The following is a 26,840-nucleotide window of genomic DNA, read 5'->3' on the forward strand; positions in this document are numbered from 1 at the left end:
CGGTCAGGCGTCGAGGTAGCCGAGGGCCACGAGAACGTCGACCGGACGCTCGACGGCGCCGAAGTGGCCGCAATCGGCGACCACGGTGCGAACGCTCGACGGCAGGAGGCGGCCGAGCTCGTCGAGGTCGGACTGCGTGACGAACACGTCGCGGTCGCCCTTCATCGCGCGCACCGGGCACTCGATGGCGGCCCACATGCCCTCGGCGTCGTATCCGCGGGTGACCTCCGCGGCGGAGGCGAACGAGCGCGGGCGAACCTCCTCGGCGAGGGCGAGCATCTGCGACCTCGGCACCTTCGTCCAGTGGCGGAACAGCGGGAACGTCGCCGGGCGCAGCAGCCCGATGGCGTGGAATCCGCGCACGATGGCCGGGCCGGCCGGTCCGATGGCGGCGAGAAACTGCATGACCCGCCAGAGCATGGTGAAACCGGGGAGCTCGGCGAAGTTGCGTACGGGGTGTTCGACGCTTCGGATGGTGGAGAAGGTGGTGCCGGACACGATTCCGACCGAGAGCACGCACTGCGGCCAGATCGAGGCCATGTGCAGCGCGATGAATCCGCCGAGGGAGTGTCCGACGAGGTCCCACTCGGTGTAGCCGAGCTCCTCCGCCATGTCCTTGACGAGGCTGCACACGGCGATCACGGTCTGGTCGGCACGGTCGCTCGAGAGCGAGGCGTCGCCCCAGCCCGGCAGGTCGAGCAGAACGACGTCGCCGAGATCCACACCGAGCCCGGCGGCGGTCTGCAGCAGGGGAGTCCACGTGGTCCAAGAGCCCGCCGCGCCGTGCAGGAAGATCGTCGCCCGGGTGGAGGTCCTCCGGGCGACGTGGCGCGCCACGCAGGTGCCGAGCGGGCTCGCCACCGTGGTGCTGACGAGCGCCAGGTCGGCCGCGTCGGTGATCAACTCGTGCGGTGAGTACCGGTCGACGAGGCGGATGGTCATTCTTCGGCTCCAATGATCTCTTCGCGAACGCGTCGAAGGTCCTCGAGCAGGGAGCCGACGAGAATCCAGTGCTGCGAATCGGGAGTGGCCACCACGAGCGGGGCCGTGAGCGCCGGCAGCTCCGCCGTGATCGGGGCGGTCAGCGGGGGGAGGGATCGGGGCGGCCGGGCGAGCAGTTCCAGGTCGTGGGCCGCCCGGTCGAGTTCGATGCCGATCGAGGCGGCGACCGGATCGTGCACGAGCTCCGAGTCGTACCGGTCGTGGAGGGCCCTCGCCATGCCGATCACCCGGGTCACCAGGGGGGACAGGATGGCGAGCAAGTCGCGGTCGTGCTCGAGCAGAGACCGATGCCGGCCGCGGCGCGGGTTGAGCATGAGGCTCTCTTCCGCGCGATCGAGCGCGTCGCCGGTCGAGTCCCTGAGCGTCCTCAGCGCCCGGGCCCCCTCGAGGATCGCGGCGAGTTCAGTGGCGTCCTGGGGTTGCCGCAGCGACAGGGCGAGCGCACGCAGGGATGCCGCGACCTGGGTGGCGAGGGACTGCACCGCGTCGTGCGCCGGGGTCAGCAGCACCGGCGGCACGATGGCGGCATTGACGGCGAGGCCGACGACGGCGCCGATCACCGTCTCGATGATGCGGTTCGCGGCGTAGCCGGGCGTCTGCACGCCGATGGCGAGCACGAGCATCGCGCTGATCGGGATCTGGTTGGCCGACCCGGGGGAAAGCCGCAGCGCCCACGCCAGGAGAAGCGAGACCACGATGATGCCGAGCACGATCCAGCTCGAGTGGCCGAAGAGGGCACCGGCGCCATAGGCGAGCAGCACTCCGAAGACCACGCCGACGCTGCGTTCGATTCCCTTCGCCAGGGACTGGTTCACGCTCGGCTGCACCACGAGCAGGGCGGCGATCGCGGCGAAGATCGGCAGGGGCTGGCCGAGCAGCAGGACGCAGAGCAGCCAGGCGACGATCGCGGCGACGGAGGTCTTCAACACCTGCAGGATGGGGCTGCGAGAGGATGCTCGAAGCGAGACGATCAATCGCATCCCTCCACAGTATCGCTCGGGCGGAGGGCCGGGACTCAGGCGGGGACTGCCTCGGTCGCGCTATTCGGTGGGGAGCTGAAGTCCCGGGAGATCGTTCGGCACCGTATCTGTCGGCACGGTCACGACCGGCGTCGGGTCGCCGGTCGCCGACGCTGCCGTCGCGCTGCCGAGAGCGACGCTGATCAGCAGCGCGCTCACGAGGACGCCTGCCGCCGACACTCCACTGGCGAGCAGCTTGACGGGGGTCAACCGCCCGGTACGGCGCAGGCGCCTGACCGCGATCGCGATGCCGACTAGTGCCACGGTCGCCAAGACGACCGTGAGCACTAGCGGCAGCGTGAAAGCAACCGTCGCCGCGGGCACGGCGACAAGAGCAGCGATCATGATCTGGCTGTTCCTTTCGGGTAAGGAACGATTCGTGTCGGGTTACACGAACAGTGCCGTCCTGTCCGTCTTTAGGGGGACATGAGGTCGGCAAAAATGAAGCTATCAGCCCCCTTTACTGGGGTCAAGCCGAGGACCGCCCCAGTTTGGGGGCACGGTTGTGTCAAAAGTCGCACCGCGACGAGGATCCCTCCGGGGGTCGCCGACTTGTCGTCGGCCGCCCGCGCGGGGATCGCCGGGGCGGGACGCCTAGACTGCTGGCACAGGAGGACCCATGCCGAACCCCGCCGAGGCGCAGACCATCGACATCCCCACCGTGCAGGGGGCGAGTCCCGGCCTCACCGGTGTGCTCGCGGTGCCGGCGGGCCCCGGCCCGTGGCCGGGGGTGGTGCTGGTGCACGAGGCGTTCGGCATCAACGACGTGATGCGCCGACAAGCCCAGCGCATGGCGGATGCGGGCTATCTCGCGCTCATGCCCGACCTGTTCACCAACGGCGGCGCCCGCAAGTGCCTCACCGAGACCTTTCGGGCCCTGACCGCGGGCGAGGGCAAGGCCTTCGCCGACATCGAGTCTGCCCGGCAGGCCCTCATCGCGCGAGTCGACTGCACCGGGGCCGTCGGCGTGATCGGGTTCTGCATGGGGGGAGGATTCGCCCTCGTCGCCGCGACGAAGGGATTCGACGCCGCCTCGGCCAACTACGGCAGGCTGCCCAAGGAGATAGACGCCGCGCTCGCCGGGGCCTGCCCGATCATCGGAAGCTACGGCGGCACGGACAAGTCGCTGAGGGGCGCGGCGGCGCGGCTCGACGGCGCTCTGACGAGGCTCGGCGTTCCGCACGATGTGAAGGAGTACCCCGAGGCCGGTCACGCCTTCCTCAACGAGGAGGAGACCGGACCGCCGATCATGCGTTTCGCCCTCAAGCGGATAATCGGAGCGGGGCCGAACCCGGAGGCGGCGGCTGACGCGTGGCGGCGGATCGACGACTTCTTCGCCGAGCACCTCACCCCGGCTGGCTGACCCGCGCAACCGTGTCGATCGCCGCGGATATCGCGTCGGCAGCGCGCACGAGGGCGAGGTGCGAGAAGGCCTGCGGGGTGTTCCCCGCGTGCCGCTTCGCCTTCACGTCGTACTCCTCGCTGAGCAGGCCGACATCGTTGCACAGGGCCACGAGGCGGTCCATCAGCTCGGTGGCGTCGTCGAGGCGGCCGCTGCGGGCGTACTGCTCGACGAGCCAGAACGAACAGGCGAGGAACGGATGCTCGCCCGCCGGGAGGCCGTCGACACCGCTCTGGGTCAGGTAGCGGAGCACGAGCCCGTCGTGCAGGAGCTCGCGCTCGATCGCCGCCACCGTGCCGAGCATGCGGGGGTCGTCCGCGGCGATGAAACCGATTTGGGAGAGCAGCAGCAGCGAGGCGTCGACACTGGTTCCGCCGTAGTACTGCGTAAAGGTGTTGCGCTTCTCGTCGAAGCCCTCGGTCTCGATCTCCTCGCGGATCACGTCGCGGAGCCGCTCCCAGCGTTCGACCGGACCGTCGAGGCCCGACTCCCGTACCGCGCGCACGGCGCAGTCGAAGGCCGCCCAGACCATGGCGCGGGAGTGGGTGAAGTGCTGCTTGGCCCCCCGGATCTCCCAGATCCCGTTGTCCGGCCGGCTCCAGTTGTCCTCGATGAAGGACATGAGCGCGCGCTGCAACGGCCAGGAGAACTTGGTCTCATTGAGCCCGACTCTTCGTGCCGACTGCAGGGCGAGCATCACCTCGCCGAAGATGTCGCCCTGGTACTGGCGCCACGCGTCGTTGCCGACCCGCACCGGGGACGCGCCGTGGTAGCCGGGCAGGCTCGGCACCTCCCACTCGGAGAGTCGGCGTTCGCCGGAGAGACCGTACATGATCTGGATGTCGCCGGGGTCGCCGGCCACCGCCCGCAGGAGCCAGTTGCGCCAGGCGTCCGCCTCCTGCTCGAACCCGTGGCCGAGAAGCACGTCGAGCGTGAGCGACGCGTCCCGCAGCCAGACGTAGCGATAGTCCCAGTTGCGGCTGCCGCCGAACTGTTCGGGAAGGCTCGTGGTCACGGCCGCGACGATGCCGCCCGTCTCCGCGTGGCTGAGGGCCCGCAGCACGAGCAGCGAGCGGTGCACCTGTTCGTGATAGTGCGGCGACGCGATGCACATCGACGCCCACTCCTGCCACCACTTCTCGGTTTCTGCCTGGCGCTTGTCGACCTCCAGCGGTGCCGGCGGCTCGCGGTGCGCGTGGAACCAGGTGAGGGTCATGTTCACGGTCTCCCCGGCCGACACCGTGAACTCGGCGGCGTGCGAGTGGTCCCTCGGACTCAGCTTGGGCCCGCGAAGGACCACGGCGTCGGGTCCGGCGACAGCGAGCAGCGCCGGCCCGCCCGCCTCGTGAACCTGCCGCACCCAGGGAATCGCCTCGGCGTAGGCGAAACGGATGCGCACATCCTCCACCATGCGCACCGAACCGGTGATGCCGCGCACCCGGCGCACGACGTCGGCCCGACGGTCACCGATCGGCATGAAGTCCGTGACCTCCACCTCGCCGGTCTCGGTCACCCAGCGGGTGATCAGCACAAAGGTGTCCTCGAGGTAGTGTCGGCTGGTCTCGAGCACCCGGTCGGCGGGGGCGAGCAGCCAGCGGCCCTGGTCCTCAGAACCGAGGAGTGCGCCGAACATCGACGGGGAGTCGAAGCGGGGGAGGCACAGCCAGTCGATGCTGCCGTCCCGGCCGACGAGGGCGGCGGTGTGGCAGTCGCCGATCAGGGCATAGTCCTCGATGTGCATGGGCATTCAGTCATCCTCCCAGAGGTAGCCTGTCGGGATGGTAGACGGCATCGGCACCCTGGTCATCCTCGGAGCGGGGGGAGACCTCGCGAAGCGGCTTCTTCTCCCGGGGCTCGGGCAACTTCTCGACGCGGATCGCGGGCACGACTTGCGGCTCATCGGCGTGGGATTCGACGAGATGACCGACGACGAGTGGCGCGCTCGCGTCGCAGACTCGTTCGCGGCAGGCGAGGCCACCGGCCCGCGAGCCACTGCCGTGGCGCGCGAGACCCGGTACCTGCAGGCCGACGTGACCAACCCGGCCGACCTCCGCCGCATCCTCGCGAGCGTGACCGGTGTGCCTGCCCTCTACTTCGCGCTGCCTCCGAAGGTCACCATCGCGGCGTGCGCGGCCCTGCGAACCGTCGGCGTGCCGAAGGGAACGGTTCTCGGGCTGGAGAAGCCGTTCGGCACCGACCTCCGTAGCGCCCAGGCCCTCAATCGCAAACTCATCAAGCTCGTGCCCGAGAAGCACATTCACCGGGTCGACCACTTTCTCGGCAAGTCGACAGTGCTCAACCTGCTCGGCCTGCGTTTCGCCAATCGGATCTTCGAGCAGGTCTGGAGTTCGGAGCACGTGGAGCGGGTCGACATCCGCTTCGATGAGACCCTCGCCCTCGAGGGCCGCGCCGGCTATTACGACAAGGCGGGGGCGCTCGTGGACATGATCCAGAGCCACCTCCTGCTGGTGATGGCGATCGTGGCGATGGAGCCCCCGTCGAGCCTCGACGCGGACGACCTCCGCGGGGCGATGACGCAGGTTCTGAGGGCGACGAGGGTGTGGGACGGGGATGCCGCGACCGGGAGCCGACGCGCGCGCTACGGGGCGGGCTCGATCGACGACCACAAGATCCCCGCCTACGACAAGGAGCCGGGCGTGAATCCGGACCTCTCAACCGAGACCCTCGCGGAGGTCACGGTGGGCATCGAGAACTGGCGCTGGGCCGGGGTGCCCTTCCACCTGCGGTCGGGCAAGGCGCTCGCCGACAAGCGGCAGGAGATCGTGCTCACCTTCAAGGACGTTCCGCACCGGCCGTACGGGTTCACCGGCAATCCGGGTCCGGCGCGCCTGCGGATCTCGCTCAACCCGGACAGCATCGAACTCGATCTCAACATCAACGGCGAGGGCAATCCGTTCACTATCGACCGGGTGAGCCTCGACGTCAACTTCGCGGCGGGCGAGATGGCGCCGTATGGCGAGGTGCTGCACGGCATCCTCTCCGACGACCCGACGCTCTCGGTGCGGGCGGATGCCGTGGAGGAGTGCTGGCGGATAGTCGCCCCGGTGCTCGCGGCCTGGCGCAAGAATGCGGTGCCGCTCGACTCCTATCGGGCCGGCTCCGCCGGGCCGACCGCCTGGCGTTAGCGATGCGGCCGTAGTCCGCTTCTCCAGCCGAGCCAGCCGGGTGCCGGCCGGAGATGAGTCGGTTCTGGCAGCAGACGTCCGCGCTAGAGCAGTCCGAGATCCTCGAGTCGCTCCGCGAGACCGGCTCCGTCGGTCGCGTAGACCCACGGCGCGCTCGTGTGGGCGGTCTCTTCGCCCTTGCTGCGCCCGCCGGCCAGCACCGCCTCGCTGTTGGACAACTGCCGAATCGCGATGCCGGTGACGTTTTCGGGATGCGCGATGGCGAAGTTGCCGTAGATCTCCTCGTCGTGCTGCCCGTCGTCGCCCACGAGCAGCCAGCGCACGTCGGGGAATTCGTCGGCCAGCCGGCTGAGCGTCTCGACCTTGTGGGCCCGGCCGCTGCGGAACCAGCGGTCGTGGGTCGGGCCCCAGTCGGTGAGCAACAACGGGCCCGGCGGATAGAGGTTGCGGGAGAGGAACCGGGAGAGCGTGGGCGCCACGTTCCAGGCACCGGTCGACAGGTAGAACACGGGGGTCCCCGGGTGCGCGCGGGTGAGGCGCTCGTACAGCACGGCCATTCCGGGGACCGGCCGACGCGCGTGCTCGTCGAGCACGAAGGTGTTCCAGGCCGCGAGGAGCGGCCGGGGGAGGGCGGTGACCATGACGGTGTCGTCCACATCCGAGATGATGCCGACATCGACGCTCGGGTCGACGATGAAGACGGGGGCCTCCACCATCTCGGCGTCGTCGGTGTGGATGGCGATCGTGTGCCAGCCCGGTGCCAGATCGACCCTGATCACCGTGTCGACGACTCCGCCGCGGTCGGCGACGACCCGCTGGCTGGTTCCGCCGATGTCGATGGTCACGGCCACGTCGTTGACGGGCACGCTGGTGAAGCTTCGCCAGCCGCGGATCTTCTTGTAGCGGATCCCGCCGTCCGGCGTCGGCTTGGTCAGCAGCACCCGGCAGAGCACGCGAACCCAGCCCGGAGCGCCGTAGCCGGTGTAGGGGATGACGGTCGGCGTGTGGCCTCGCTTGCGCGCCCGTTTCTCTCGAAACTCGTGCATCGCGTCTTCGGCTCGCGCCGCGAGATGGATGATCGGCTCGGCACTGGACGCGCCTGCCAGCGTCTTTCGGGTCCTGGCCATTCGGCAAGTCTTTCACGTCTCGGCTCCGATCCCCTGATCGGCGGTGCGGAGCAAGAACTGGGGACTTGTCACATTGCCGAAATGGGAGTAGTACGGCAATCTGAGATTCTTCCACGATCTTTGGGCTCGAGTCGAAAATAGCCGCGCCCCCGCGACGGGGGCACGATATGATGCGAGTCGACTTGAAAGGGAGTTGCATTGGACGCCGTTGACCCGACACACCCCGTACCGGAAGGTGCGACGCTACTCCGAAATGAGCCGGTGCAGGCACGCAGCACCGCGAGGATTGCGAGCCTGCTCGACGCCGCCGCGGCGGTCGTCGACGAGATCGGCTACGAGCGGCTGACGACCGCTCTCGTGGCCGAACGCGCCGGTGCGTCGATCGGAACCGTGTACCGCTACTTCCCGGACCGCATTGTCGTTCTGCAGGGCCTGAGCGCCCGTTTTCTCCGCGACCGCATCGAGCGCACCCAGCAGACGCTCCTCGACCCGGCCCGTCTCACCTGGCAGGACGCCATCGACGGCGTCTTCGACGACCTGATCGACGCCTTCCGTACGATTCCGGGTTTCCGGTCCCTGCGTTTCGGTGACGTGCTCGATCTCAAGCCGGACCCGGCGGGCCGATCGGGAAGCGCGATGTACGCCGGTGTGGTGGCTGCCGCTCTCTCCGGGCGGTTCGGGCTCGCCGACGATCACGATCTCGCGGTGCGCACGACGGTCGTCATCGACATCATCGACGCCCTCTTCTCGCGCGCCTTCTCGGTCAACGCCACCGAAGACGACCGCTACGTCGACGAGGCTCGCTCGATCTGCCACAGCTACCTCGCTGGGTTTTACGGGGAGGCCACGAACTCCTGAGCCATCGGTGCCGGCTCGCACCTTCTGTCTCGAATTCGTAATGTTGACCAGTCGGGAATGACGGCGGCGCCGAATAGTGTTTAGCTAGAAAGCGTCCGGCAAGTGTCGATTCGTGTAGCCCACGAGGAATGAGCCGCCCCGATGATCGAGTTCGTCAACGTCTCCAAGCAGTTTCCGGATGGCACGGTTGCTGTCGAAGACTTCAGCCTCGTGATGCCCTCCCGCAAGACGACGGTGCTCGTGGGGTCGTCGGGCTCGGGCAAGACCACCCTGCTGCGCATGATCAACCGCATGGTGGACCCGACGTCCGGGCGCATCGAGATCGACGGTGAAGACACCTCGAGTCTCGAGCCGGTCGCCTTGCGACGGCGCATCGGCTACGTCATGCAGAACTCCGGTCTACTGCCGCACTTCAAGGTCATCGACAATGTCGCCACGGTTCCGGTGCTCAACGGAGTGCCGAGGAAGCAGGCGCGCGAGCAGGCGCTCACCCTCCTCGACACCGTCGGCCTCGACCGTTCCCTCGCCGACCGCTATCCCAGCCAGCTCTCCGGGGGGCAGCAGCAGCGCGTCGGGGTGGCCAGGGGTCTCGCCGCCAACCCGAACATCCTGCTCATGGACGAGCCATTCGGCGCCGTCGACCCCATCGTGCGGGCCGAGCTCCAGGTCGAGCTGATCCGCCTTCAGCGTGAGCTCGACAAGACCGTGGTGTTCGTCACCCACGACATCGACGAGGCGTTCCTGCTGGGCGACCAGGTCGTGATCCTGGAGACCGGAGGACGGGTGGCCCAGGTCGGGTCCCCGACTGAGATCCTCTCCGACCCGGCGAACGAGTTCGTGGCGAACTTCATCGGCGCCGAGAAGGGCAAGCGCGCCCTGAGCATTCGCAAGACGCCGCGCGGGCAGATCCTGGTGGACACCGAGGGCCGCGCGGCGGGAGTGCTGGTGCCCGGTCCGGACGGAACACCGGCGTGAACTGGATCGTCAACAACCTTCCCCAGGTCTGGCAGCTCACGCTCCAGCACCTGGCCACTGCCCTGCCGCCGATCGTGCTCAGCTTCGTCATCTCGGTGCCGATCGGCTGGGCGGCGAACCGGTTCCGCTGGAGTCGCGGCTTTCTGCTCACCGTCTGCGCGCTGCTCTACGCCGTGCCCTCCCTGCCCCTCTTCTTCGTGCTCCCGGCGCTCATCGGCACCGGGCTGCGGGACTCGATCAACGTGGTCATCGCGCTCACCCTGTACGGGGTCGCCCTGATGGCGCGCTCGACCGCCGACGGTCTCGAGTCGGTCGACTCGGACATCCAGCTGTCGGCCACGGCGATGGGCTTCTCGGGCTGGAGCAGGTTCTGGCGCGTCGAGCTTCCCCTCGCCGGGCCCGTGCTGCTGGCCGGCATCCGGGTCGTCGCGGCGAGCACCATCAGCCTCACCACCGTCGGCGCGGTGCTCGGCATCCCGAGCCTCGGCATCCTCTTCACCGACGGCTTCCAGCGTGGCATCGTCGCCGAGATCCTCACCGGCATCGTCGTGGTGATCGCCATCGCCCTGCTGGTGGATGCCCTGCTCGTGCAGATCGGCCGGCTCCTCATGCCGTGGGGTCGCGCTAACGCGACGGCTCGCACCGGGCGCCCCGGCCGCCGGGCCAGACGGGCGGCGACCGCATGAACTTCTTCGTCGAGGCGATCGCCTGGATTCTCGACCCGAGCCACTACGGCGGCGAGAACGGCATCGACACGCGCATCGTCGAACACCTCGTGATCAGCTTCGGCGTCGTGCTGATCGCCGCCCTCATCGCGATTCCGCTCGGCTACGCCATCGGCCACACCGGTCGGGGCCGGGCGGCGGCGATCGCACTCTCCGGCGGGATCCGGGCGTTGCCGACCCTCGGCCTGCTCATCCTCATCGCCCTCGGTGTCGGCATCGGTCTCACCGCCCCGTTCATCGCGCTCGTGGTGCTCGCGATTCCCTCGATCCTCGCCGGTGCCTATTCCGGATTTGAGGCCGTCGACCGGCGCACCATCGACGCGGCCCGATCGGTGGGGATGACCGAGTGGCAGATCGTGGGGCGAGTCGAGGTGCCCCTTGGCCTGCCTCTGCTCATCGGGGGCCTGCGCGCGGCCTCCCTGCAGGTGATCGCCACCGCGACCCTCGCCGACTACGTGGGCGGCGGCGGACTCGGCCACTTCCTCTTCCTCGGCCTCAAGACCAACGACTACCCGCAGGTGCTCGCCGGATCGATCGTCGTGATCGTGCTCGCGATCGTCTCGGAGATCCTGTTCGGCGTCATCCAGCGCCTCGTCGTTCCGGCCGGAGTCTCGGCCGGAATGTCCACCAACGTCCGCGTGAGATCACCCCGGTCTCAGGCGGCAACGGGTTAATCAACCCCTGACAGTTAAAGGAAACGCAGCTATGTTCACAGCAGGAAGAGGCCGGCTCGTCGCACTGGGCGCAGTCGTGGTTGGGGCGGCAATAGCCCTTTCAGGGTGCGCCACGAGTAACCCGCTCGCCACGGGGGCGTCGACGCCCGCCGGCGGAACGCTCGTCGTCGGATCGCAGGCGTACTACTCCAACGAGATCGTGGCCGAGATCTACTCCCAGGCCCTCGAGAACGGTGGCTTCAAGGTGGACCGCCAGTTCAAGATCGGCCAGCGCGAGGTGTACCTCCCCGAGATCGAGGCCGGCAAGATCGATGTGTTCCCGGAGTACATCGGCAGCCTGGACCAGGCCATCTACAAGGGCCTCAACAAGGAAGCGGCGGGCGGCGTCGAGGACGCCGTCTACAAGGACCTGACGTCTGTGCTCCCCAAGGGACTGCGCGTGCTCAAGCCGGCCGAGGCAGCCGACCAGAACTCGTGGACCGTGACCGAGGCCTTCGCCAAGAAGTGGAAGCTCACCGACATCGCGTCGCTCAAGAACGTCACAGACCCGATCATCGTCGGCGGCAACTCCGAGCTCGAGACGCGACCGTACGGGCCGACCGCGCTCAAGTCGAAGTACGGCATCACCACTGCGGGCTTCAGCGCGGTGGAGGACAGCGGCGGGCCGCTGACGGTGAAGGCGCTGGTCGACAACAAGATCCAGCTCGCCAACATCTACACGGCCGACCCCAACATCAAGTCCAACAACCTCGTGGCCCTCAAGGACCCTGACGGGTTGTTCTTCCCGGACAACATCGCCCCGGTCGTCTCCAAGAAGGTCACGGACAAGGCCGCCGCGATCCTCGACAAGGTGAGTGCGAAGCTCTCCCAGAGCGACCTCGTGAGCCTCAACTCCGAGAGCGTGAACGAACAGAAGTCGGCCGACGTCATCGCGAAGGACTGGCTGACCAAGAACGGCCTGCTCAAGTAGCCGTTCGGCACGTCACGGCGGGACCAGCGGCTAAGGAGCCCTGGTCCCGTCTTCGTCGTGCGGCATGTCCGCATCCGTGAGGTCCGGCCCTGGCACGTCCATGTGCCGCGCCTCCGAGCGCACGATCAGCTTCTTCGCGAGCAGGGCGAGCAGGAGGAACACGGCGATGATCGCCGCGAACAGGTAACCCGCATAGTGCAACTGCGACGAGAGCTGGCGGTACGACCCGGCGGCGAGCCAGCCGACGGAGACGTAGGCGCCGGCCCAGAGCACGCACGCCGGTGCCGTCCAGGCCAGGAACTTGCGGTAGCGCATCGCACTCATGCCCACGGTGAGCGGAATGAGCGCGTGCAGCACCGGCAGGAAGCGGGAGACGAACACCGCAACCCCACCGCGGCGATCGACGTAGTTCTTCGCGCGCACCCAGTTGACCTCGCCGAGCCTGCGGCCCAGGCGGCTCACCCGGATGCGCGGGCCGAAGTACCGGCCCAGGGCGAAGCCGAGGCTTTCCCCGGCGAGAGAGCCCACGACCACGGCCGCGAAGAGCGCCGCCCACTCCGCCCAGTTGGTGATCGCGGTGGACGCCACGAGCACGATGGTGTCCCCGGGCACGATGAGCCCGATCAGGATGGAGGTCTCGAGGAACATCCCCAGCGCGGCCAGCAGCACGCGCAGCACGGGGTCCACCTGCCGCACGGTGTCCAGGATCCAGCCGAGAACCTCGTTCACGACTCGGGCCCGGTCGCCGGGGTGTCGGGCAGGGGCTGGCGCAGTCGGTCGAGCCTGGCGCGCCAGAGCGCGAGACGGCCGGGAAGTTCGGCCGGCTCGGGACCGTCGATCCACCCGGTGACGATGCGGATGCCCTGAAGCGCGTTGAGCGCCCAGATCTCCAGCCCGTCCAGCTCGTTCGGGGTCACCGACTCGTAGTGCACGTCGATCCCGAGGGCGGTGGCGAGCGCGATCACCGATCTCGCGGTGACGCTGTCCACTCGGGGGAGGTCGAGCGAGGGTGCACAGAGGAACTCTCCCCGCCACCAGAGAATTGAGCTGTACGCCCCCTCGATGACGAACCCGTCCGGCGAGACGATGACCGCCTCATCCGCCCCTCGCCCCTGCGCCTCGGTGCGCAGCCGCAGGAGGGCCGCGGTGTCCGGTCCCTTGACGAGCGGGGAGGTTCGCGGGTCGGGGCCGCGGTGGGTGGCCAGGCGCACCGCCTTCGTGCGTTCCGGGGCGGAGCGCAGGCGGAACACCAGGAGGGGCGCGCCGTCCCTGAGCTGAAGTTCCACGCGAGGGAACCAGTCCCCGGTGCGCGGGATCTGCGCGATCGCCGCATCCCAGAATCCGGCCGGATCGAGTCCGGGATGCTCGCCGGTGATGCCGGCGAGAAAACGGGAACGGTGCACCTCGAGAGCCAGCGCCGATCCCTCGGTCACGAGCCAGGAGTCGGCCACGGCGACGGCGGCGCCGAACATGTCGCAGTACTCGAGCGAGTGCAGGTGGCCGTCGTGCCAGCGGTAGATCGAGGTCGTACTCATAGAGTTAGGTTATGCGCCAACGGCTGATCGAAGCGCCCCTGCCCGGCTGGACCGACCCGGCCGACGCCTTCTCCTCGCTGCTCGGGGACTCCGAGCGGGCAGTCTGGCTCGACTCCGGAATGCATGCCGTCACAGGCATGAGTTATCTGGCGGCGGGATCCCGGCTCGTGACCGCCTCGGTGCCGCACGGCACCATCACCGTCGACGGCGCCCGGCAGGATGGCACGATTCTCGACTTCCTGCGCCGGGAGCTGCCTTCCGCTCGACTCGGAGACGGCGCCGGATTCCGGCTCGGCTGGGTCGGCTGGCTCGGCTACGAACTGCGCTCCCAGACCATGGGCACGACGGTCACTCACGAATCGGCGGTGCCGGATGCGTCGCTGCTCTTCGTCGACCGCGCGATCGCCTTCGACCACGAGAGCCGCACGATGAGCGTTCTCGCGCTCGGCGACGACTGGCTGGGCGACCTCGGCGAGTGGCGGCGCGCGGTCTCCCGACGACTGGCCGAGCCGGTCCGGGCGCCTGCGGCCACCGTGACGGCGCCCGCGGGGGAGCCCCCGCGAGTCACCTGGGCCTACGGGGACGACGAGTACCTCGCGATGATCCGGGAATGCCAGGCCTCGATCGCGGCGGGGGACGCCTACCAGCTCTGCCTCACCACCGAGGCGGTCGTGGAGGCCAGGCCCGATCCGCTGGCGACCTATCTCGCACTGCGTCGATCGAGCCCGACCCACCACGGCGCGCTGTACATCGCGGACGGCATCGCGCTGCTCAGCGCGTCGCCCGAGCTCTTTCTCTCGGTGTCCCCGGACGGAGTGGTCGAGTCCCGGCCGATCAAGGGCACGAGGGCGCGGGGCGCCACGCCGAACGAGGACGCTGCGCTCGCGACCGAGCTGGAGGAGAGCGACAAGGAGCGAGCCGAGAACCTGATGATCGTGGACCTCATGCGCAACGACATCGCCCGGGTGAGCGAGGTCGGCTCGGTGAGCGTGCCGAGCCTCATCGCGCTGGAGAGCTACGCGCACGTGCACCAGCTCGTGAGCACGGTGCGAGGCCGGCTCGCCGCCGGCAAGACCGGCATCGACGCGGTCGAGGCCTGCTTCCCGGCCGGCTCGATGACCGGTGCGCCCAAGCTCAGCGCGGTCACCATCCTCGAGCGGCTCGAGGACCGCGCGCGGGGCGTGTACTCCGGCGCGTTCGGCTACTTCGGCCTCGACGGCCGGATCGACCTCGCCATGGTGATCCGCAGCATCCTGATCGACCGTGATCGCACCACGGTGGGCGCCGGGGGAGGCATCACGGCCCTGTCGGTGCCCGAGGAGGAGCTCGACGAGGTGCGGCTCAAGGCGGCCGCCCTCCTCGCCGTCCTCGGCGCCCCCGCCCTGCCTCCCCCTTCCCCTTCCGAAATCCATGCAATCTGAGCGCCCCGCCGCGTGTCGCGCGCGGCCGCACGGCGTGTCGGGTCGGGATGCATGGATTTCGGAAGGGGAATGAGGAGGGAGGGATGAAGGGCAGGTAAGGGGTGGAACGCCGGCCGGGGCGGCGCGCGGATGCCCGGCGGGAACGTTTCGCGACCGGTGCGCGTTGGCCCGGGAGGTACATTCGGTAACCTTGGTAGCTGACCGTGCGTTGTTCCGGTCGACCTCCGCTTATGAATTGAGACTTTCTTGGCACACGACCGCTCAGACGCCGACCAGGGCCCCCACTACGACGCCGCGGCGTTGCAGCAGAAATGGCTAGCCCGGTGGGAGGAGCTGCAGCCGTTCCGAACCGACATTCCCCAGGACAAGCGGCCGCGCAAGTACATCCTCGACATGTTCCCCTACCCGTCCGGCGACCTGCACATGGGGCACGCCGAGGCGTTCGCCCTCGGCGACGTCGTGGCCCGCTACTGGCGCCAGCAGGGCTTCAACGTGCTGCATCCCATCGGTTGGGACTCCTTCGGCCTGCCGGCGGAGAACGCGGCGATCAAGCGCGGAATCGACCCGCGCGAGTGGACGTACGCCAACATCGCCCAGCAGAAGGCGTCGATGAAGAGCTACGGCATCTCGTTCGACTGGGATCGCGAGCTGCACACCAGCGACCCCGAGTACTACAAGTGGAACCAGTGGCTGTTCCTCAAGCTCTACGAGAAGGGCCTGGCCTACCGCAAGGAGAGCTGGGTCAACTGGGACCCGGTGGACCAGACCGTGCTTGCCAACGAGCAGGTGCTCGCCGACGGCACGTCGGACCGCTCGGGCGCCGTCGTCGTGAAGAAGAAGCTCACCCAGTGGTACTTCAAGATCACCGACTACGCCGACAGACTGCTCGACGACCTCAACCAGCTCGAAGGATCGTGGCCGCCGCGGGTGCTCGCGATGCAGCGCAACTGGATCGGTCGTTCGATCGGCGCGGATGTCGACTTCGTGATCGAGGGCGTGTCGCGCAGGGACGCGCAGGGAGGCACGACGCCGGAGAGGACCGTCACGGTCTTCACCACCCGCCCCGACACCCTGTACGGGGCGACCTTCATGGTCGTCGCGCCGGACTCCGACCTGGCCGCCGAGCTCATCGCCGACGCGCCGGAGGAGCTCAGGCAGCCGTTCCAGGACTACCTGACCCAGGTGCAGAAGACCTCGGAGATCGAGCGCCAGGATGCGAGCCGCGAGAAGACCGGCGTCTTCCTGGGGCGCTACGCGGTGAACCCCGTCAACGGCGAACGCCTGCCGATTTGGGCCGCGGACTACGTGCTCGCCGACTACGGCCACGGGGCCGTCATGTCGGTGCCGGCCCACGACCAGCGCGACCTCGACTTCGCCCGCAAGTTCGGGCTCCCGGTGCGCGTGGTCGTGGACACGAACGCCCCGGTCACCGGCACGATCCCGGTGATCCCGGTCAATCCGGAGACCGGTGAGGCCGAGCTGCCGGATGACCTGCCGCCGCTCGACCCGGCCGTCACGGGCGTCGCCCTCGTCGGCGAGGGCCGCCTGCTCAACTCCGGGCCGCTCAACGGGCTGAGCAAGTCCACCGCCATCAAGCGCATAATCGAGCAGCTCGAGTCCGTCGGTCGAGGCCGCGCGGCCAAGAACTACCGGCTGCGCGACTGGCTGATCTCCCGCCAGCGCTACTGGGGCACCCCCATCCCGATCCTGCACGGCGAGGATGGCGAGCTCATCCCGGTGCCCGAGGAGCAGCTTCCGGTTCTGCTGCCGCCCACCGAGGGTCTCGACCTCCAGCCGAAGGGCACGTCGCCGCTCGGCGCCGCGCACGACTGGCTGAATGTGACCGCCCCGGACGGCACCCCGGCGACCCGCGACCCAGACACCATGGACACCTTCGTCGACAGCTCCTGGTATTTCCTGCGGTTCATGAACCCCAACGACGACACGAAGGCGTTCGACCCGCGCGAGGTGGACAAGTGGGCGCCGGTCGACCAGTACGTCGGCGGGGTCGAGCACGCCATCCTGCATCTGCTCTACGCCCGATTCATCACCAAGGTGCTCTTCGACCTCGGCTACGTGAGCTTCACCGAGCCGTTCAGCGCCCTGCTCAACCAGGGAATGGTGCTCTCCGGCGGTTCCAAGATGTCGAAGAGCAAGGGCGGCGTGAACCTCGGCGACGAGATCGAGGCGCACGGGGTGGACGCCATCCGGCTCACCATGGCGTTCGCCGGCCCGCCCGACGAGGACATCAACTGGGAGGACGTGTCGCCCGCCGGCGCCGCGAAGTTCCTGGCCAGGGCCTGGCGACTGGCGCACGACGTGAAGAGTGCCCCGGAGATCGACTGGAGAACCGGGGACGTGGCGCTGCGCCGGGTGACCCACCGGTTCCTCGCCGAGGCGCCGGGACTCGTCGAGTCGTTCAAGTTCAACGTGGTGGTGGCGCGGCTGATGGAGCTCGTGAACGCCACCCGCAAGGCGATCGACAGCGGACCGGGCGCCAGGGATGCCGCGGTGCGCGAGGCGACGGAGACCGTGGCCCTCGGCCTGAGCCTCTTCTCCCCGTACACGGCCGAAGAGATGTGGGAGATGCTCGGCTATCCGGCCACGGTGTCCGCCTACGGCTGGCGCAAGGCCGACCCCACCCTGCTGGTGGAGAGCGAGGTCACCGCGGTGATCCAGGTCGACGGCAAGGTGCGCGATCGTCTCGAGGTGAGCCCGAAGATCGACCCGGCGGAGCTCGAGAAGCTCGCGATGGCCTCCGCGGCCGTGACGCGTGCCATCGGCGACCGCTCGATCGTCAACGTGATCGTGCGGGCGCCGCGCATCGTGAACATCGCGACGAAGGCCGGCTGACCTAGAGTCCTCGAGCCACCCGCACGTCGGCCTGGGTGAGCGAGTGGCGCCGGTCGAAGAGCGAGGCGATCCCGCCGAGCACGTAGGCGACGCGGGGCGACCGCACGAGTGCGGCCGTGCGGGCCGGGATCGGGCGACGCGAGAACAGGTGGACGAACGATCCAGTGGCCACGAAGGGATAGCCGAGACGGCCGGCGAGGGCGCGGATCGAGGCCTCCGTGTAGAAGGTGATGTGCTGACCGGTCTCCGGGGTGTAGTACCACCACTCGCCCGGTTGCGGCGCCGGCGTCGGCAGCAACTCGGTGGTTGCCAGGATCATGTCGCTGCTGAGCGCGATCGGCGCCAGCGTCGCCGCCGGGTCCGGAAGGTGCTCGAGAACCTCGATCGCCGTGACCAGGTCGTAGCGCCGGTCGCCCGGCTCGCCCTCGAAACCGCGGGCGAAGAGGTTCTCGGCCATCGGTTCGGAGTGCCGGAAGTCGAAGCCGCGGTCTCGCATCATGCGGGTCATCGTGCCGTAGCCGCCGGCCCAGTCGAGAAACGTTCCCCGCCGGAGGCGTTGCGACCGCAAGACCGCGGCGGTGATATTGCTCAGGGCGAGGTTTCGGCCGAGCAACCCGACGTCGAGGCGGGCTATCGCCTGCGAGTAGCTGCGCGCGAGCCAGGTGGGATCCGCCGCGGCGATGAGCCCACACGTCGTGCAGCGCCGGTAGGTCACCGCTTGGTCGCCGAGCACAGTCCCCACGGCGAAGTCGACAGTCTCCGCGGTGCACACGACGCATTCCATGGTGTCGACGTTACCGGTCGATCGGCCGTGGGTGCTCCTGTCCCCGGCAGCCACCCCCGGCGAGAGGCTCTCCCCGGGATGGCTTCCGCGGCCCGGTCGTGCCCGCGATCCCGGCGTACCGTCTCGGCATGGATGCGTCGGACGAGGTCGTAGCGCCGCGCCGGGCGCGGGTTCGAATCGGGATCGGCGCGGCGGCGGTACTCGTGGTGGTCGGGCTGGGCATCGCCATCCTCGTCTCCGCCTTCGGCTCCCACGGCAACACGAGCACCGTCGCGAGGCCGACCGTCAGCCCACCGGTTCCCACCGGAGTGGCCGGCGTCCAGGACGCGAACCCCGGCGCAGGCATCTATGTGCACGTGCTCGGGGCGGTCGCCTCTCCCGGGCTCTTCCTGCTCAAGGACGGCGACCGGGCGGTCGACGCCGTCTCCGCGGCCGGCGGCTTCACCGCCACGGCCGACCAGGCGCAGCTCAACCTCGCGCGACGCCTGGTCGACGGGGAACAGATCTACGTGCCGAACGTCGGCGAGTCTGCGCCGGCCGCGGCCGGCGGGGGAGCGGCGGCACAGCCGCCGGGCAAGGTGAACCTGAACACGGCAGACGAGGCGACGCTCGAGACCCTCCCGAGGGTCGGGCCGGCGATGGCGAAACGCATCCTCGACTGGAGAAAGACGAACGGGCGGTTCTCATCGATCGAAGACCTCATGGGCGTGACCGGGGTGGGCGACAAGACCTTCGAGGGGCTCAAGGACCTCATCACGGTATGACTCTGGATCTGCGCCTCGCCGTCCCGGTCGCGGTGGCCTGGATCGTGGTCGGTGTGCTGATCGGCGCTCCGGAGGCGCTCGTCGGCGCCGCGGTCGCCGCCTGGGCGGCGACGATCGCGACCGCGGGATGGGCCGCGCTCGGTCGCCGTCGCCACGAGGCGGTCGCCGTTGCCCTGGCCGTGTCGCTCGCCGCCTCGGCGTTGCTCCTCACGGTGGCGGCCGTGCAGTATCCGCAGCGCCAGCCGCACGACCTGGTCGCGGCCGCGCACTCCGGGCGGTTCGTCACGGTGACGGCCGTGACGACGGAGCTGCTTCACCCGGGGATGAAGAACTACGGCGTCACCGTCACCGAGGTGTCGGTCGGCTCCACGACGATCGACGGCGCCCTGCCGGTGACCGTCTTCGGCGAACCGCCGCCGGGAGAGAGGATCGGCATCGGCTCGGGGCTCACGCTCGGCGGCACGCTCGTGGCGACGGATCCGGCGGACGACGTGTCGTTTCTCCTCTTCGTGTCGAAGCCGCCGAGGCTCGTCGCGCCGGCGCCGTGGTATCTCGAGTGGGCGAACGGCCTGAGGTCGGGCCTCGCCGGGGCCGCAGCCGGTCTTCCGGGGAGCGGCGGCGGTCTCCTGCCCGGCCTCGCCATCGGGGACACCTCGGCGGTCAGCCCCGCGCTCGGTGCGGCCATGAAGGCCACGTCCCTGAGTCACCTCACGGCCGTGTCCGGGGCGAACTGCGCCGTCGTGATCGCCCTGATCATGCTCGCCGGGGCGGCGCTCGGTCTCTCCCGGCGGTGGCGGATCGCCGCCTCCGTCACGGTGCTCCTCGGCTTTGTCGTGTTGGTCACACCACAGCCGAGCGTGCTTCGATCCGCGGTGATGGCCACCCTCGTGCTCGTCGCCACGTCAGTCGGCCGCCCGGTGCGCGGGGTGAGCATCCTGTCTCTCGCCTCGCTCATCCTGCTCGCCGTCGACCCGTGGCTGTCCCGCAGCTACGGATTCATCCTGTCGGTGCTCGCCACCGGCGGGCTGCTGATCCTGGCCGGCCCGATCACGCGACTCCTCGCGAAACGAATGCCCACCTGGGTCGCCGCGGTGGTGGCGATCCCGCTCGCCGCCCAACTGGCCTGCCAGCCCGTGCTGGTGCTGCTCAACCCGTCGATTCCCACCTATGGAGTGCTTGCGAACATGCTGGCCGAGCCCGCGGCCCCCGTCGCGACCGTGCTGGGTCTCGTCGCGTGCCTCATCCTCGTTCCCCTGCCAGCGGTCGGCCACGCCGTCGCGTGGGTGGCGTGGCTGCCGTCGGCCTGGATCGCAGCGGTCGCTCAGTTCTTTGCCGGCCTGCCCGGCAGCGCCATCCCGTGGCCCGCCGGTGCGCCCGGTGTCGCCCTCGCGGCCCTCGCGACGGCCGCGGGGCTGCTCGCGGCGTTTCCGCCCCGCAGCCGGGCGCTGGCGGTGCGGCGGATCGCCTTCGGCGCCCTGGCCCTGCTGCTCGTCGGATACCTGGCGGTGGCGGGAGGCGAGCGGCTGCGCGTGCAGCTCACTCAGCCCGGTGACTGGCAGATCGCGGTCTGCGACATCGGGCAGGGGGACGCCGTTCTCGTGCGGAGTCTCGGCCGGGTCGCACTGATCGACACCGGGCCGAGGCCGGAGCGCCTCACCCGATGCCTCGACGCGTTGGGAATCGGCCGCATCGACCTGCTCGTGCTCACGCACTACGACCTCGACCACGTGGGCGGAACGGACGCCGTGCTCGGGCGGGTGGATCGCGCGCTGATCGGGCCGAGATCCGACGCCGGGGACGATCGACTCGCGCACCAACTCGCCGCGTCCGGAGCCGCCGTCCAGCAGGCGAGCCGCGGCCTGACCGGCAGGCTGGGGGAGTTGCGCTGGGAGGTGCTCTGGCCGCGTTCCCCGCTCGCCGGCGTTCAGCCGGGCAATGACGCGAGCGTCACGATGCGGTTTCGGGGAGCGGGCGCCTGCCGGTCCGGCTGCCTGAGTTCGATCTTCCTCGGTGACCTCGGCAACGAGCCTCAGGCACGAATGATGGCGGCCAATCGAATCGCCGGCGTGGATGTCGTGAAGGTCGCCCATCACGGGTCCGCCGACCAGAACGAGGGCCTGTACGCCAAGCTGCACGCCACCATCGGGTTGATCGGCGTCGGAGCGGACAACACCTACGGGCATCCGACCGACAAACTGCTCGGAATCCTCGCGAGGGTCGGCACCACGGCCGTCCGGACCGACCTCGACGGCATGATCCTCCTCTCCGCGCGGCCGGACGGCGGACTCACCGTCTGGACGGAGCGCTCGCCGCCGGAACTCCGCTGAGGGTGCCGGCGGTGACGGTGCCGCCGAATAGGCTGGGTGGAGTCAAACGCAGGGTGAGGGAGTTCCGTGGCAGGCAAGGCTGCGCCAAAGGCAGCGGTGGCGATCCCGCAACTCGGCTGGTCGAAGGTGCGACCGGCGACGGTCGTGCTTGTCTCCGGCACCGAGGATTTCCTCGCCGATCGTGCCATCCGCATCCTGCGCGACACGCTTCGGGCGGAGGATCCGAGCCTGGAGATCAGCGACCTGGAGGCGGACGCTTACGGGCCGGGGGAGCTCATCACTCTCGCGAGTCCCTCGCTGTTCGGGGAGCCTCGGATGATCCGGGTGACCGGAGTGGAGAAGTGCACTGACGCGTTCATCACCGAGACCCTCGCCTACCTCGAGTCGCCGGCGGACGACACCTATCTCGTGCTGCGGCACGCTGGCGGCGTGCGGGGCAAGAAGCTCCTCGATGCCATCCGCGGAGGACTAGGCAACGGGATCGAGATCGTCTGTGCCGAGCTTAAGAAGGACTCGGACAAGCTCGACTTCGCGGCGGCGGAATTCGCGGTAGAGGGGCGCAGGATCACCGGCGGCGCGCTGCGCGCTCTCGCCTCCGCCTTCTCCGACGACCTCGCCGAGCTCGCCGCGGCGTGCCAGCAGTTGCTCGCCGACGCGAGCGAGGAGATCACCGAGGCGACGGTGGAGAAGTACTACTCCGGCCGGGTGGAAACCAACGCCTTTCGGGTGGCCGACATCGCGATCGCCGGCCGCTACGGCGAGGCCCTGGTGCTTCTGCGGCACGCCCTCGCGTCGGGCGCCGATCCGGTTCCCATCGTCGCGGCCTTCGCGAGCAAGCTCCGCACGATGGCGAAGATCGCGGGTGCCCGGGGCGGTTCCGGGCAGCTTGCCCAGCAGTTCGGACTCGCGCCCTGGCAGGTCGACCGTGCCAGGCGCGACCTGCAGGGCTGGGACGACGCCGGGCTCGGCCGCTGCATCGAACTCCTCGCCGAGACGGACGCCGCGGTCAAGGGCGGCGGTCGCGACCCGGTCTTCGCCATCGAGCGGATGATCGGCGTGATCAGCGCGCGCGGCGCGTAACGCGACTCGCGCATCCGTCTCTCGGCACCGGCCGGGGCTCGCGGCGTCGCTCGCCCGGTCGGCCCGTGCGCCGGCCTGTCCGAGAACGCAGGAGATTCGTCACCGGATGCTCCGCCATGCGGCTTTTCGGCGTTCCGGACGCCGGCGCGCAAAAAGCCCGCCACCGCGAGCGGGGACGGGCTATCAGCGGAAGGCGCTTAGAGCGCGGAGACCTGCTTGGCGATGGCCGACTTCTTGTTGGCGGCCTGGTTCTTGTGGATGACGCCCTTGCTGGCGGCCTTGTCGAGCTTCTTCGAGGCGAGCAGCAGCGATGCGGTGGCCTTGTCCTTGTCGCCGGCCTTGACGGCCTCGCGAGTCGCGCGAATGGCGGTCTTGACCTCGCTCTTGACGGCCTTGTTGCGGTCCTGCGCCTTCTTGTTGGTGCCGATGCGCTTGATCTGGGACTTGATATTTGCCACGTTGTTACTTTCTTGTTAGTCCGAATAATTCTGGGCAGCCGAGGAAGAGAATCTGATCCTTCGATTCTCGGCCGCGAATCGCGCGGCGACTCAAACGAGGCTGCGCGCAAGCCAACAGGCAACATTACCAGTAGCCGGGCGGATCCGGCAATCGGGCGATTCGCCGAGGCGAGAAGATCCCGAGCCCCAATCGTAATAGCCTGCAACCATGCCGTCTCTCGCTCCGCACATCTCCTCGGTACCCGGGTCGGGCATCCGCCGAATCTACGAGATCGCCGTCGAACTCGACGACGTGATCTCGCTCGGAGTCGGTGAGCCCGACCGGCCGGTGGCGCCCCACATTCTCGAGGCGGGATCCCGGGCCTGGCTCGAGGATCGCACCAACTACACGGCCAATGGCGGGATCGCGCCGCTGCGGGCGGCGATCGTGGACAAACTCGCCAGGGAGAACGACCTTCGGGTGGATGTCGAGCAGGTCTGGGTGACCATGGGCGCGACCCAGGGCCTGCACCAGGCCATGCGCCTGCTGCTCGCCGCGGGCGACGAGGTGCTCGTGCCGGACCCGGGCTACACGACCTTCACCATGAACGCGCGGATGCTCGAGGTGGAGCCGGTGCCGTACACGCTGCGGCCTGAGCACGGCTTCGTGCCCGACCTCGAGGAGCTCGATCGTCTCGTCACCGACAAGACGCGGGTGATCATCGTGAACACTCCGTCCAATCCCCTCGGCACGGTTCTCGACCGCTCGCAGCTGCGCGGCCTGCTCGACTTCGCGAAGCGTCACGACCTCTGGGTGCTGAGCGACGAGGTCTACGAGTACTTCACCTATGGGCGCAGGCACGTGAGCATCGCGAGCCTCGACGACGACGACCGCGTCTTCTCGGTGTTCTCGCTCTCCAAGACCTACGCGATGACCGGCATCCGGGTGGGCTATCTCGTGACGCCGCCGGGGCTCGCGAGCGTCATGCGCACCGTGCAGGAGGCGGCCATCAGCTGCGTGAGCACTCCCGGCCAGTACGCCGCGATCGCCGCGATCACCGGGGACCACCAGCACGTGGCCGACTCGAGGGAGCACTACCGAGGCAACCTCGAGGCGGCCTGCGCGCTGCTCGACGCCCGCGGCATCCGCTACCTCCGACCCAACGGGGCGTTCTATCTCTGGGTGGACATGCGGCACGCCTCCGGCGGCGATGTCGCCGGCTGGGCCGAACACTTCCTGCTGCGCGAACGGGTCGCGATCGCTCCGGGAAGCGCGTTCGGCCGGTCGGGTGAGGGCTGGATCCGCGTCTGCCTGGCGGCGACCGAGGCCGACCTGCTCGAGGGCCTCGGACGGTTGCCAGCGCCGCCTCCCACGGTCGAGAGGACTGGGGATGCCCCGCCCGCATTCCGGGGGTTAGCCCCATGGCCGCACGGCACGCTGCTTTCTAGCCTTGAGTGACACCACCACCCAGTCACACCGCTCAGGGAGAGAAAACCATGTCAACCGCGCAGCCCATCACCCCGCAGGGCCCCGCCGCCGTCAGCACCGCAGACACGAAGGTGTTCGGCATCCTCAGCCTCGTGCTCGGCATCGCCTCCATCGTCGCCGGCCACACCTTCCTGGTGCCGGTCGCGGCGATCGTGCTCGGCATCTTCGGCCTGCGCCGCGAACCGTCGAGCCGCGCCTTCAGCATCTGGGGAATCGTTCTCGGGTCGGTCATGATCGCCCTCCCCGTGCTGATCGTCGCGATCGGGGTCGCGGTGCTCGCCCCGCTCGGCGCGCTTGCGCTGTTCTTCGGCTGATCGAATAGCCGGCGGCCGATCCGGCCGGCGAATCGAGGGGGTGCGGCGGTCGCCGCGCCCCCTCGTCACGCGGCGCCCGGCGGCATGGGAGAATTGGGCGACCCGCCCCGTCGCCCGTGAGCGACTGGACGAGGTGAAACCCTCCCCACAGCACCAGAGGATAGCGTGAGCCCCAAAGCCCTGAAGGCCCTCGAGCCGGCATCGACCGACCCCGCCTTCATCCGCAACTTCTGCATAATCGCCCACATCGACCACGGCAAGTCGACGCTGGCCGACCGGATGCTGCAGATCACCGGCGTGGTGAGCGACCGCGACATGCGGGCCCAGTACCTCGACCGCATGGACATCGAGCGCGAGCGTGGAATCACCATCAAGAGCCAGGCCGTGCGGATGCCGTGGGAGCTGGACGGCCAGACCTACGCCCTCAACATGATCGACACCCCGGGTCATGTGGACTTCACCTACGAGGTCTCGCGCTCGCTCGCCGCGTGCGAGGGAGCGATCCTGCTCGTGGACGCCGCCCAGGGCATCGAGGCGCAGACCCTCGCGAACCTGTACCTCGCCCTCGACAACGACCTCACCATCATCCCGGTGCTCAACAAGATCGACCTTCCCGCGGCGGACCCGGAGAAGTACATCAAGGAGATCGTCGGCCTGCTCGGCTGCAAGCCGGAGGACATCCTGCTGGTGTCCGGCAAGACCGGCGTCGGGGTGCCGGAGCTGCTCGACCGGGCCACGCGCCTCATCCCGCCGCCCGTCGGCGACCCGAAGGCGCCCGCCCGGGCGATGATCTTCGACTCCGTGTACGACTCCTATCGCGGCGTGATCACCTACGTGCGCATGATCGACGGGGCGCTGAAGCCGCGCGAGAAGATCATGATGATGAGCACCAAGAGCGCGCACGAGGTGCTCGAGATCGGCGTGAGCGCGCCGGAACCGACCCCGACCAAGGGACTCGGCGTCGGCGAGGTGGGGTACCTCATCACCGGCGTTAAGGATGTGCGGCTGAGCAAGGTCGGTGACACCGTCACGAGCTTCGCGAAGCCCGCCACGGTCGCGCTCAAGGGCTACTCCGAGCCGATGCCGATGGTGTTCTCCGGCGTCTACCCGATCGACGGCTCCGACTACCCGGTGCTGCGCGAGGCGCTAGACAAGCTCAAGCTTTCGGATGCCGCCCTCGTCTACGAGCCCGAGACCTCCGTGGCCCTCGGCTTCGGCTTCCGCTGCGGATTCCTCGGCCTGCTGCACCTCGAGATCGTGACCGAGCGGCTCGAGCGGGAGTTCGGCCTCGACCTCATCGCGACCGCGCCCTCGGTGATCTACCAGGTGACGACGGACGACAAGAAGACCGTCACGGTCACCAACCCGAGTGAGTTCCCTAGCGGCAAGATCGCCTCGGTGAGCGAACCGGTGGTGAAGGCCTCCATCCTCACCCCCAAGGACTACGTCGGCACCGTCATGGAGCTCTGCCAGAGCCGCCGCGGCACCATGCAGGGCATGGAATACGTGGGCGAGGACCGGGTGGAGCTGCACTACACGATGCCGCTCGGCGAGATCGTGTTCGACTTCTTCGACCAGCTGAAGAGCCGCACGGCCGGCTACGCGAGCCTCGACTACGAGCCCACCGGCGACCAGGACGCGGACCTCGTGAAGGTCGACATCCTGCTTCAGGGCGAGGCGGTCGACGCGTTCAGCGCCATCGTGCACCGCGACAAGGCCTACGCCTACGGGGTGCTGATGACCGAGCGGCTGAAGAAGCTCATCCCGCGCCAGCAGTTCGAGGTGCCGATCCAGGCCGCCATCGGCGCGCGCATCATCGCGCGGGAGTCGATCAGCGCGATGCGCAAGGACGTGCTGGCCAAGTGCTACGGCGGTGACATCACCCGCAAGCGCAAGCTCCTCGAGAAGCAGAAGGAGGGCAAGAAGCGCATGAAGATG

The 26,840-nt window shown here is 68.9% G+C and carries 24 protein-coding genes; 15 read left to right on the forward strand and 9 right to left on the reverse strand.

Going from position 1 to position 26,840, the window contains the following annotated elements; translation table 11 throughout:
- Positions 1-3 precede the first annotated feature (3 nt).
- From ACHZD8_RS10400 to ACHZD8_RS10410, 3 genes are read right to left on the reverse strand one after another with little or no spacing between them, the layout of a single operon-like run.
- Positions 4-942, reverse strand: coding sequence for an alpha/beta fold hydrolase (locus ACHZD8_RS10400; RefSeq protein WP_394770340.1), 939 nt, complete (start codon positions 940-942; stop codon positions 4-6).
- Positions 939-1,982, reverse strand: coding sequence for an aromatic acid exporter family protein (locus ACHZD8_RS10405; RefSeq protein WP_394770342.1), 1,044 nt, complete (start codon positions 1,980-1,982; stop codon positions 939-941). Before ACHZD8_RS10405 ends, ACHZD8_RS10400 begins: the two co-directional genes overlap by 4 nt.
- 60 nt (positions 1,983-2,042) lie before the next feature.
- Entirely contained in the window at positions 2,043-2,366 is a 324-nt protein-coding gene (locus tag ACHZD8_RS10410; RefSeq protein ID WP_394770344.1) for a hypothetical protein, read from the reverse strand.
- A gap of 274 nt (positions 2,367-2,640) precedes the next feature.
- On the opposite strand from ACHZD8_RS10410, the gene ACHZD8_RS10415 reads away from it, so the two are divergent.
- Complete coding sequence (locus tag ACHZD8_RS10415) at positions 2,641-3,384, forward strand: dienelactone hydrolase family protein (protein ID WP_394770346.1); 744 nt, start codon at positions 2,641-2,643, stop codon at positions 3,382-3,384.
- Here the strand turns inward: ACHZD8_RS10415 and ACHZD8_RS10420 are convergent.
- Entirely contained in the window at positions 3,368-5,170 is a 1,803-nt protein-coding gene (locus tag ACHZD8_RS10420) for a glycoside hydrolase family 15 protein (RefSeq protein ID WP_394770348.1), read from the reverse strand. The genes ACHZD8_RS10415 and ACHZD8_RS10420 overlap by 17 nt on opposite strands.
- A 31-nt stretch (positions 5,171-5,201) precedes the next feature.
- Here ACHZD8_RS10420 and ACHZD8_RS10425 point away from each other — a divergent pair, with 31 nt between their 5' ends.
- The gene (locus ACHZD8_RS10425) at positions 5,202-6,569 is read left to right on the forward strand and encodes a glucose-6-phosphate dehydrogenase (RefSeq protein ID WP_394770350.1); all 1,368 of its coding nucleotides are present in this window, start codon (positions 5,202-5,204) and stop codon (positions 6,567-6,569) included.
- Positions 6,570-6,652: 83 nt separating this feature from the next.
- On the opposite strand, the gene ACHZD8_RS10430 is transcribed toward ACHZD8_RS10425, so the two are convergent.
- Positions 6,653-7,696 (reverse strand): App1 family protein, encoded by a 1,044-nt coding sequence (locus tag ACHZD8_RS10430; protein WP_394770352.1) that lies wholly within the window; start codon positions 7,694-7,696, stop codon positions 6,653-6,655.
- Positions 7,697-7,957: 261 nt separating this feature from the next.
- Between ACHZD8_RS10430 and ACHZD8_RS10435 the strand changes: the two genes are divergently transcribed.
- The 5 genes from ACHZD8_RS10435 (at position 7,958) to ACHZD8_RS10455 (ending at position 11,898) form a co-directional block, all read left to right on the forward strand.
- Complete coding sequence (locus ACHZD8_RS10435; RefSeq protein WP_394770354.1) at positions 7,958-8,554, forward strand: TetR/AcrR family transcriptional regulator; 597 nt, start codon at positions 7,958-7,960, stop codon at positions 8,552-8,554.
- Between the two features lie 141 nt (positions 8,555-8,695).
- A complete protein-coding gene (locus tag ACHZD8_RS10440) occupies positions 8,696-9,529 on the forward strand; it encodes an ABC transporter ATP-binding protein (protein WP_394770355.1) in 834 nt (277 codons plus the stop codon).
- Positions 9,526-10,215 carry an ABC transporter permease gene (locus ACHZD8_RS10445; RefSeq protein WP_394770357.1) on the forward strand — a complete coding sequence of 230 codons (690 nt, stop codon included), beginning with the start codon at positions 9,526-9,528 and terminating at the stop codon, positions 10,213-10,215. The genes ACHZD8_RS10440 and ACHZD8_RS10445 overlap by 4 nt, the downstream gene beginning before the upstream one ends.
- Positions 10,212-10,928, forward strand: a complete 717-nt coding sequence (locus ACHZD8_RS10450) for an ABC transporter permease (protein WP_394770359.1) — start codon at positions 10,212-10,214, stop codon at positions 10,926-10,928. Before ACHZD8_RS10445 ends, ACHZD8_RS10450 begins: the two co-directional genes overlap by 4 nt.
- A 31-nt stretch (positions 10,929-10,959) precedes the next feature.
- Positions 10,960-11,898, forward strand: a complete 939-nt coding sequence (locus ACHZD8_RS10455) for an ABC transporter substrate-binding protein (protein ID WP_394770361.1) — start codon at positions 10,960-10,962, stop codon at positions 11,896-11,898.
- Positions 11,899-11,928: 30 nt separating this feature from the next.
- Here the strand turns inward: ACHZD8_RS10455 and ACHZD8_RS10460 are convergent, their stop codons facing one another.
- Positions 11,929-12,627, reverse strand: a complete 699-nt coding sequence (locus ACHZD8_RS10460; protein ID WP_394770363.1) for a DedA family protein — start codon at positions 12,625-12,627, stop codon at positions 11,929-11,931.
- Positions 12,624-13,433, reverse strand: coding sequence for an aminotransferase class IV (locus ACHZD8_RS10465; protein ID WP_394770365.1), 810 nt, complete (start codon positions 13,431-13,433; stop codon positions 12,624-12,626). Before ACHZD8_RS10465 ends, ACHZD8_RS10460 begins: the two co-directional genes overlap by 4 nt.
- Positions 13,434-13,444: 11 nt before the next feature.
- Here ACHZD8_RS10465 and ACHZD8_RS10470 point away from each other — a divergent pair, with 11 nt between their 5' ends.
- Positions 13,445-14,854, forward strand: coding sequence for an anthranilate synthase component I family protein (locus ACHZD8_RS10470; RefSeq protein ID WP_394770367.1), 1,410 nt, complete (start codon positions 13,445-13,447; stop codon positions 14,852-14,854).
- 246 nt (positions 14,855-15,100) lie between these two features.
- The gene (leuS, locus tag ACHZD8_RS10475) at positions 15,101-17,707 is read left to right on the forward strand and encodes a leucine--tRNA ligase (protein ID WP_394770368.1); all 2,607 of its coding nucleotides are present in this window, start codon (positions 15,101-15,103) and stop codon (positions 17,705-17,707) included.
- Between the two features lies 1 nt (position 17,708).
- Here leuS and ACHZD8_RS10480 read toward each other — a convergent pair whose 3' ends face one another.
- Positions 17,709-18,491, reverse strand: coding sequence for a class I SAM-dependent methyltransferase (locus ACHZD8_RS10480; RefSeq protein ID WP_394770369.1), 783 nt, complete (start codon positions 18,489-18,491; stop codon positions 17,709-17,711).
- A 128-nt stretch (positions 18,492-18,619) separates the two neighbouring features.
- Between ACHZD8_RS10480 and ACHZD8_RS10485 the strand changes: the two genes are divergently transcribed.
- From ACHZD8_RS10485 to holA, 3 genes are all read left to right on the forward strand, one after another.
- A complete protein-coding gene (locus tag ACHZD8_RS10485; protein WP_394770370.1) occupies positions 18,620-19,255 on the forward strand; it encodes a helix-hairpin-helix domain-containing protein in 636 nt (211 codons plus the stop codon).
- Entirely contained in the window at positions 19,252-21,582 is a 2,331-nt protein-coding gene (locus ACHZD8_RS10490) for a ComEC/Rec2 family competence protein (RefSeq protein ID WP_394770371.1), read from the forward strand. Before ACHZD8_RS10485 ends, ACHZD8_RS10490 begins: the two co-directional genes overlap by 4 nt.
- Before the next feature lie 66 nt (positions 21,583-21,648).
- Complete coding sequence (gene holA / locus ACHZD8_RS10495; RefSeq protein WP_394770372.1) at positions 21,649-22,662, forward strand: DNA polymerase III subunit delta; 1,014 nt, start codon at positions 21,649-21,651, stop codon at positions 22,660-22,662.
- 197 nt (positions 22,663-22,859) lie between these two features.
- Here the strand turns inward: holA and rpsT are convergent, their stop codons facing one another.
- Positions 22,860-23,120, reverse strand: coding sequence for a 30S ribosomal protein S20 (rpsT, locus tag ACHZD8_RS10500; RefSeq protein WP_147781645.1), 261 nt, complete (start codon positions 23,118-23,120; stop codon positions 22,860-22,862).
- A gap of 208 nt (positions 23,121-23,328) precedes the next feature.
- Between rpsT and ACHZD8_RS10505 the strand changes: the two genes are divergently transcribed.
- The 3 genes from ACHZD8_RS10505 to lepA all read left to right on the forward strand — a co-directional run.
- Positions 23,329-24,558 (forward strand): pyridoxal phosphate-dependent aminotransferase, encoded by a 1,230-nt coding sequence (locus ACHZD8_RS10505; protein WP_394770373.1) that lies wholly within the window; start codon positions 23,329-23,331, stop codon positions 24,556-24,558.
- A gap of 38 nt (positions 24,559-24,596) precedes the next feature.
- Positions 24,597-24,902, forward strand: a complete 306-nt coding sequence (locus tag ACHZD8_RS10510; RefSeq protein ID WP_394770374.1) for a hypothetical protein — start codon at positions 24,597-24,599, stop codon at positions 24,900-24,902.
- Positions 24,903-25,067: 165 nt separating this feature from the next.
- Positions 25,068-26,840 (forward strand): translation elongation factor 4 (gene lepA, locus ACHZD8_RS10515; protein WP_394770375.1); only part of this gene is annotated, 1,773 nt, incomplete at its 3' end.

The sequence above is a fragment of the Lacisediminihabitans sp. genome, from assembly GCF_043726815.1.
Classification (GTDB): Bacteria; Actinomycetota; Actinomycetes; order Actinomycetales; family Microbacteriaceae; genus Lacisediminihabitans.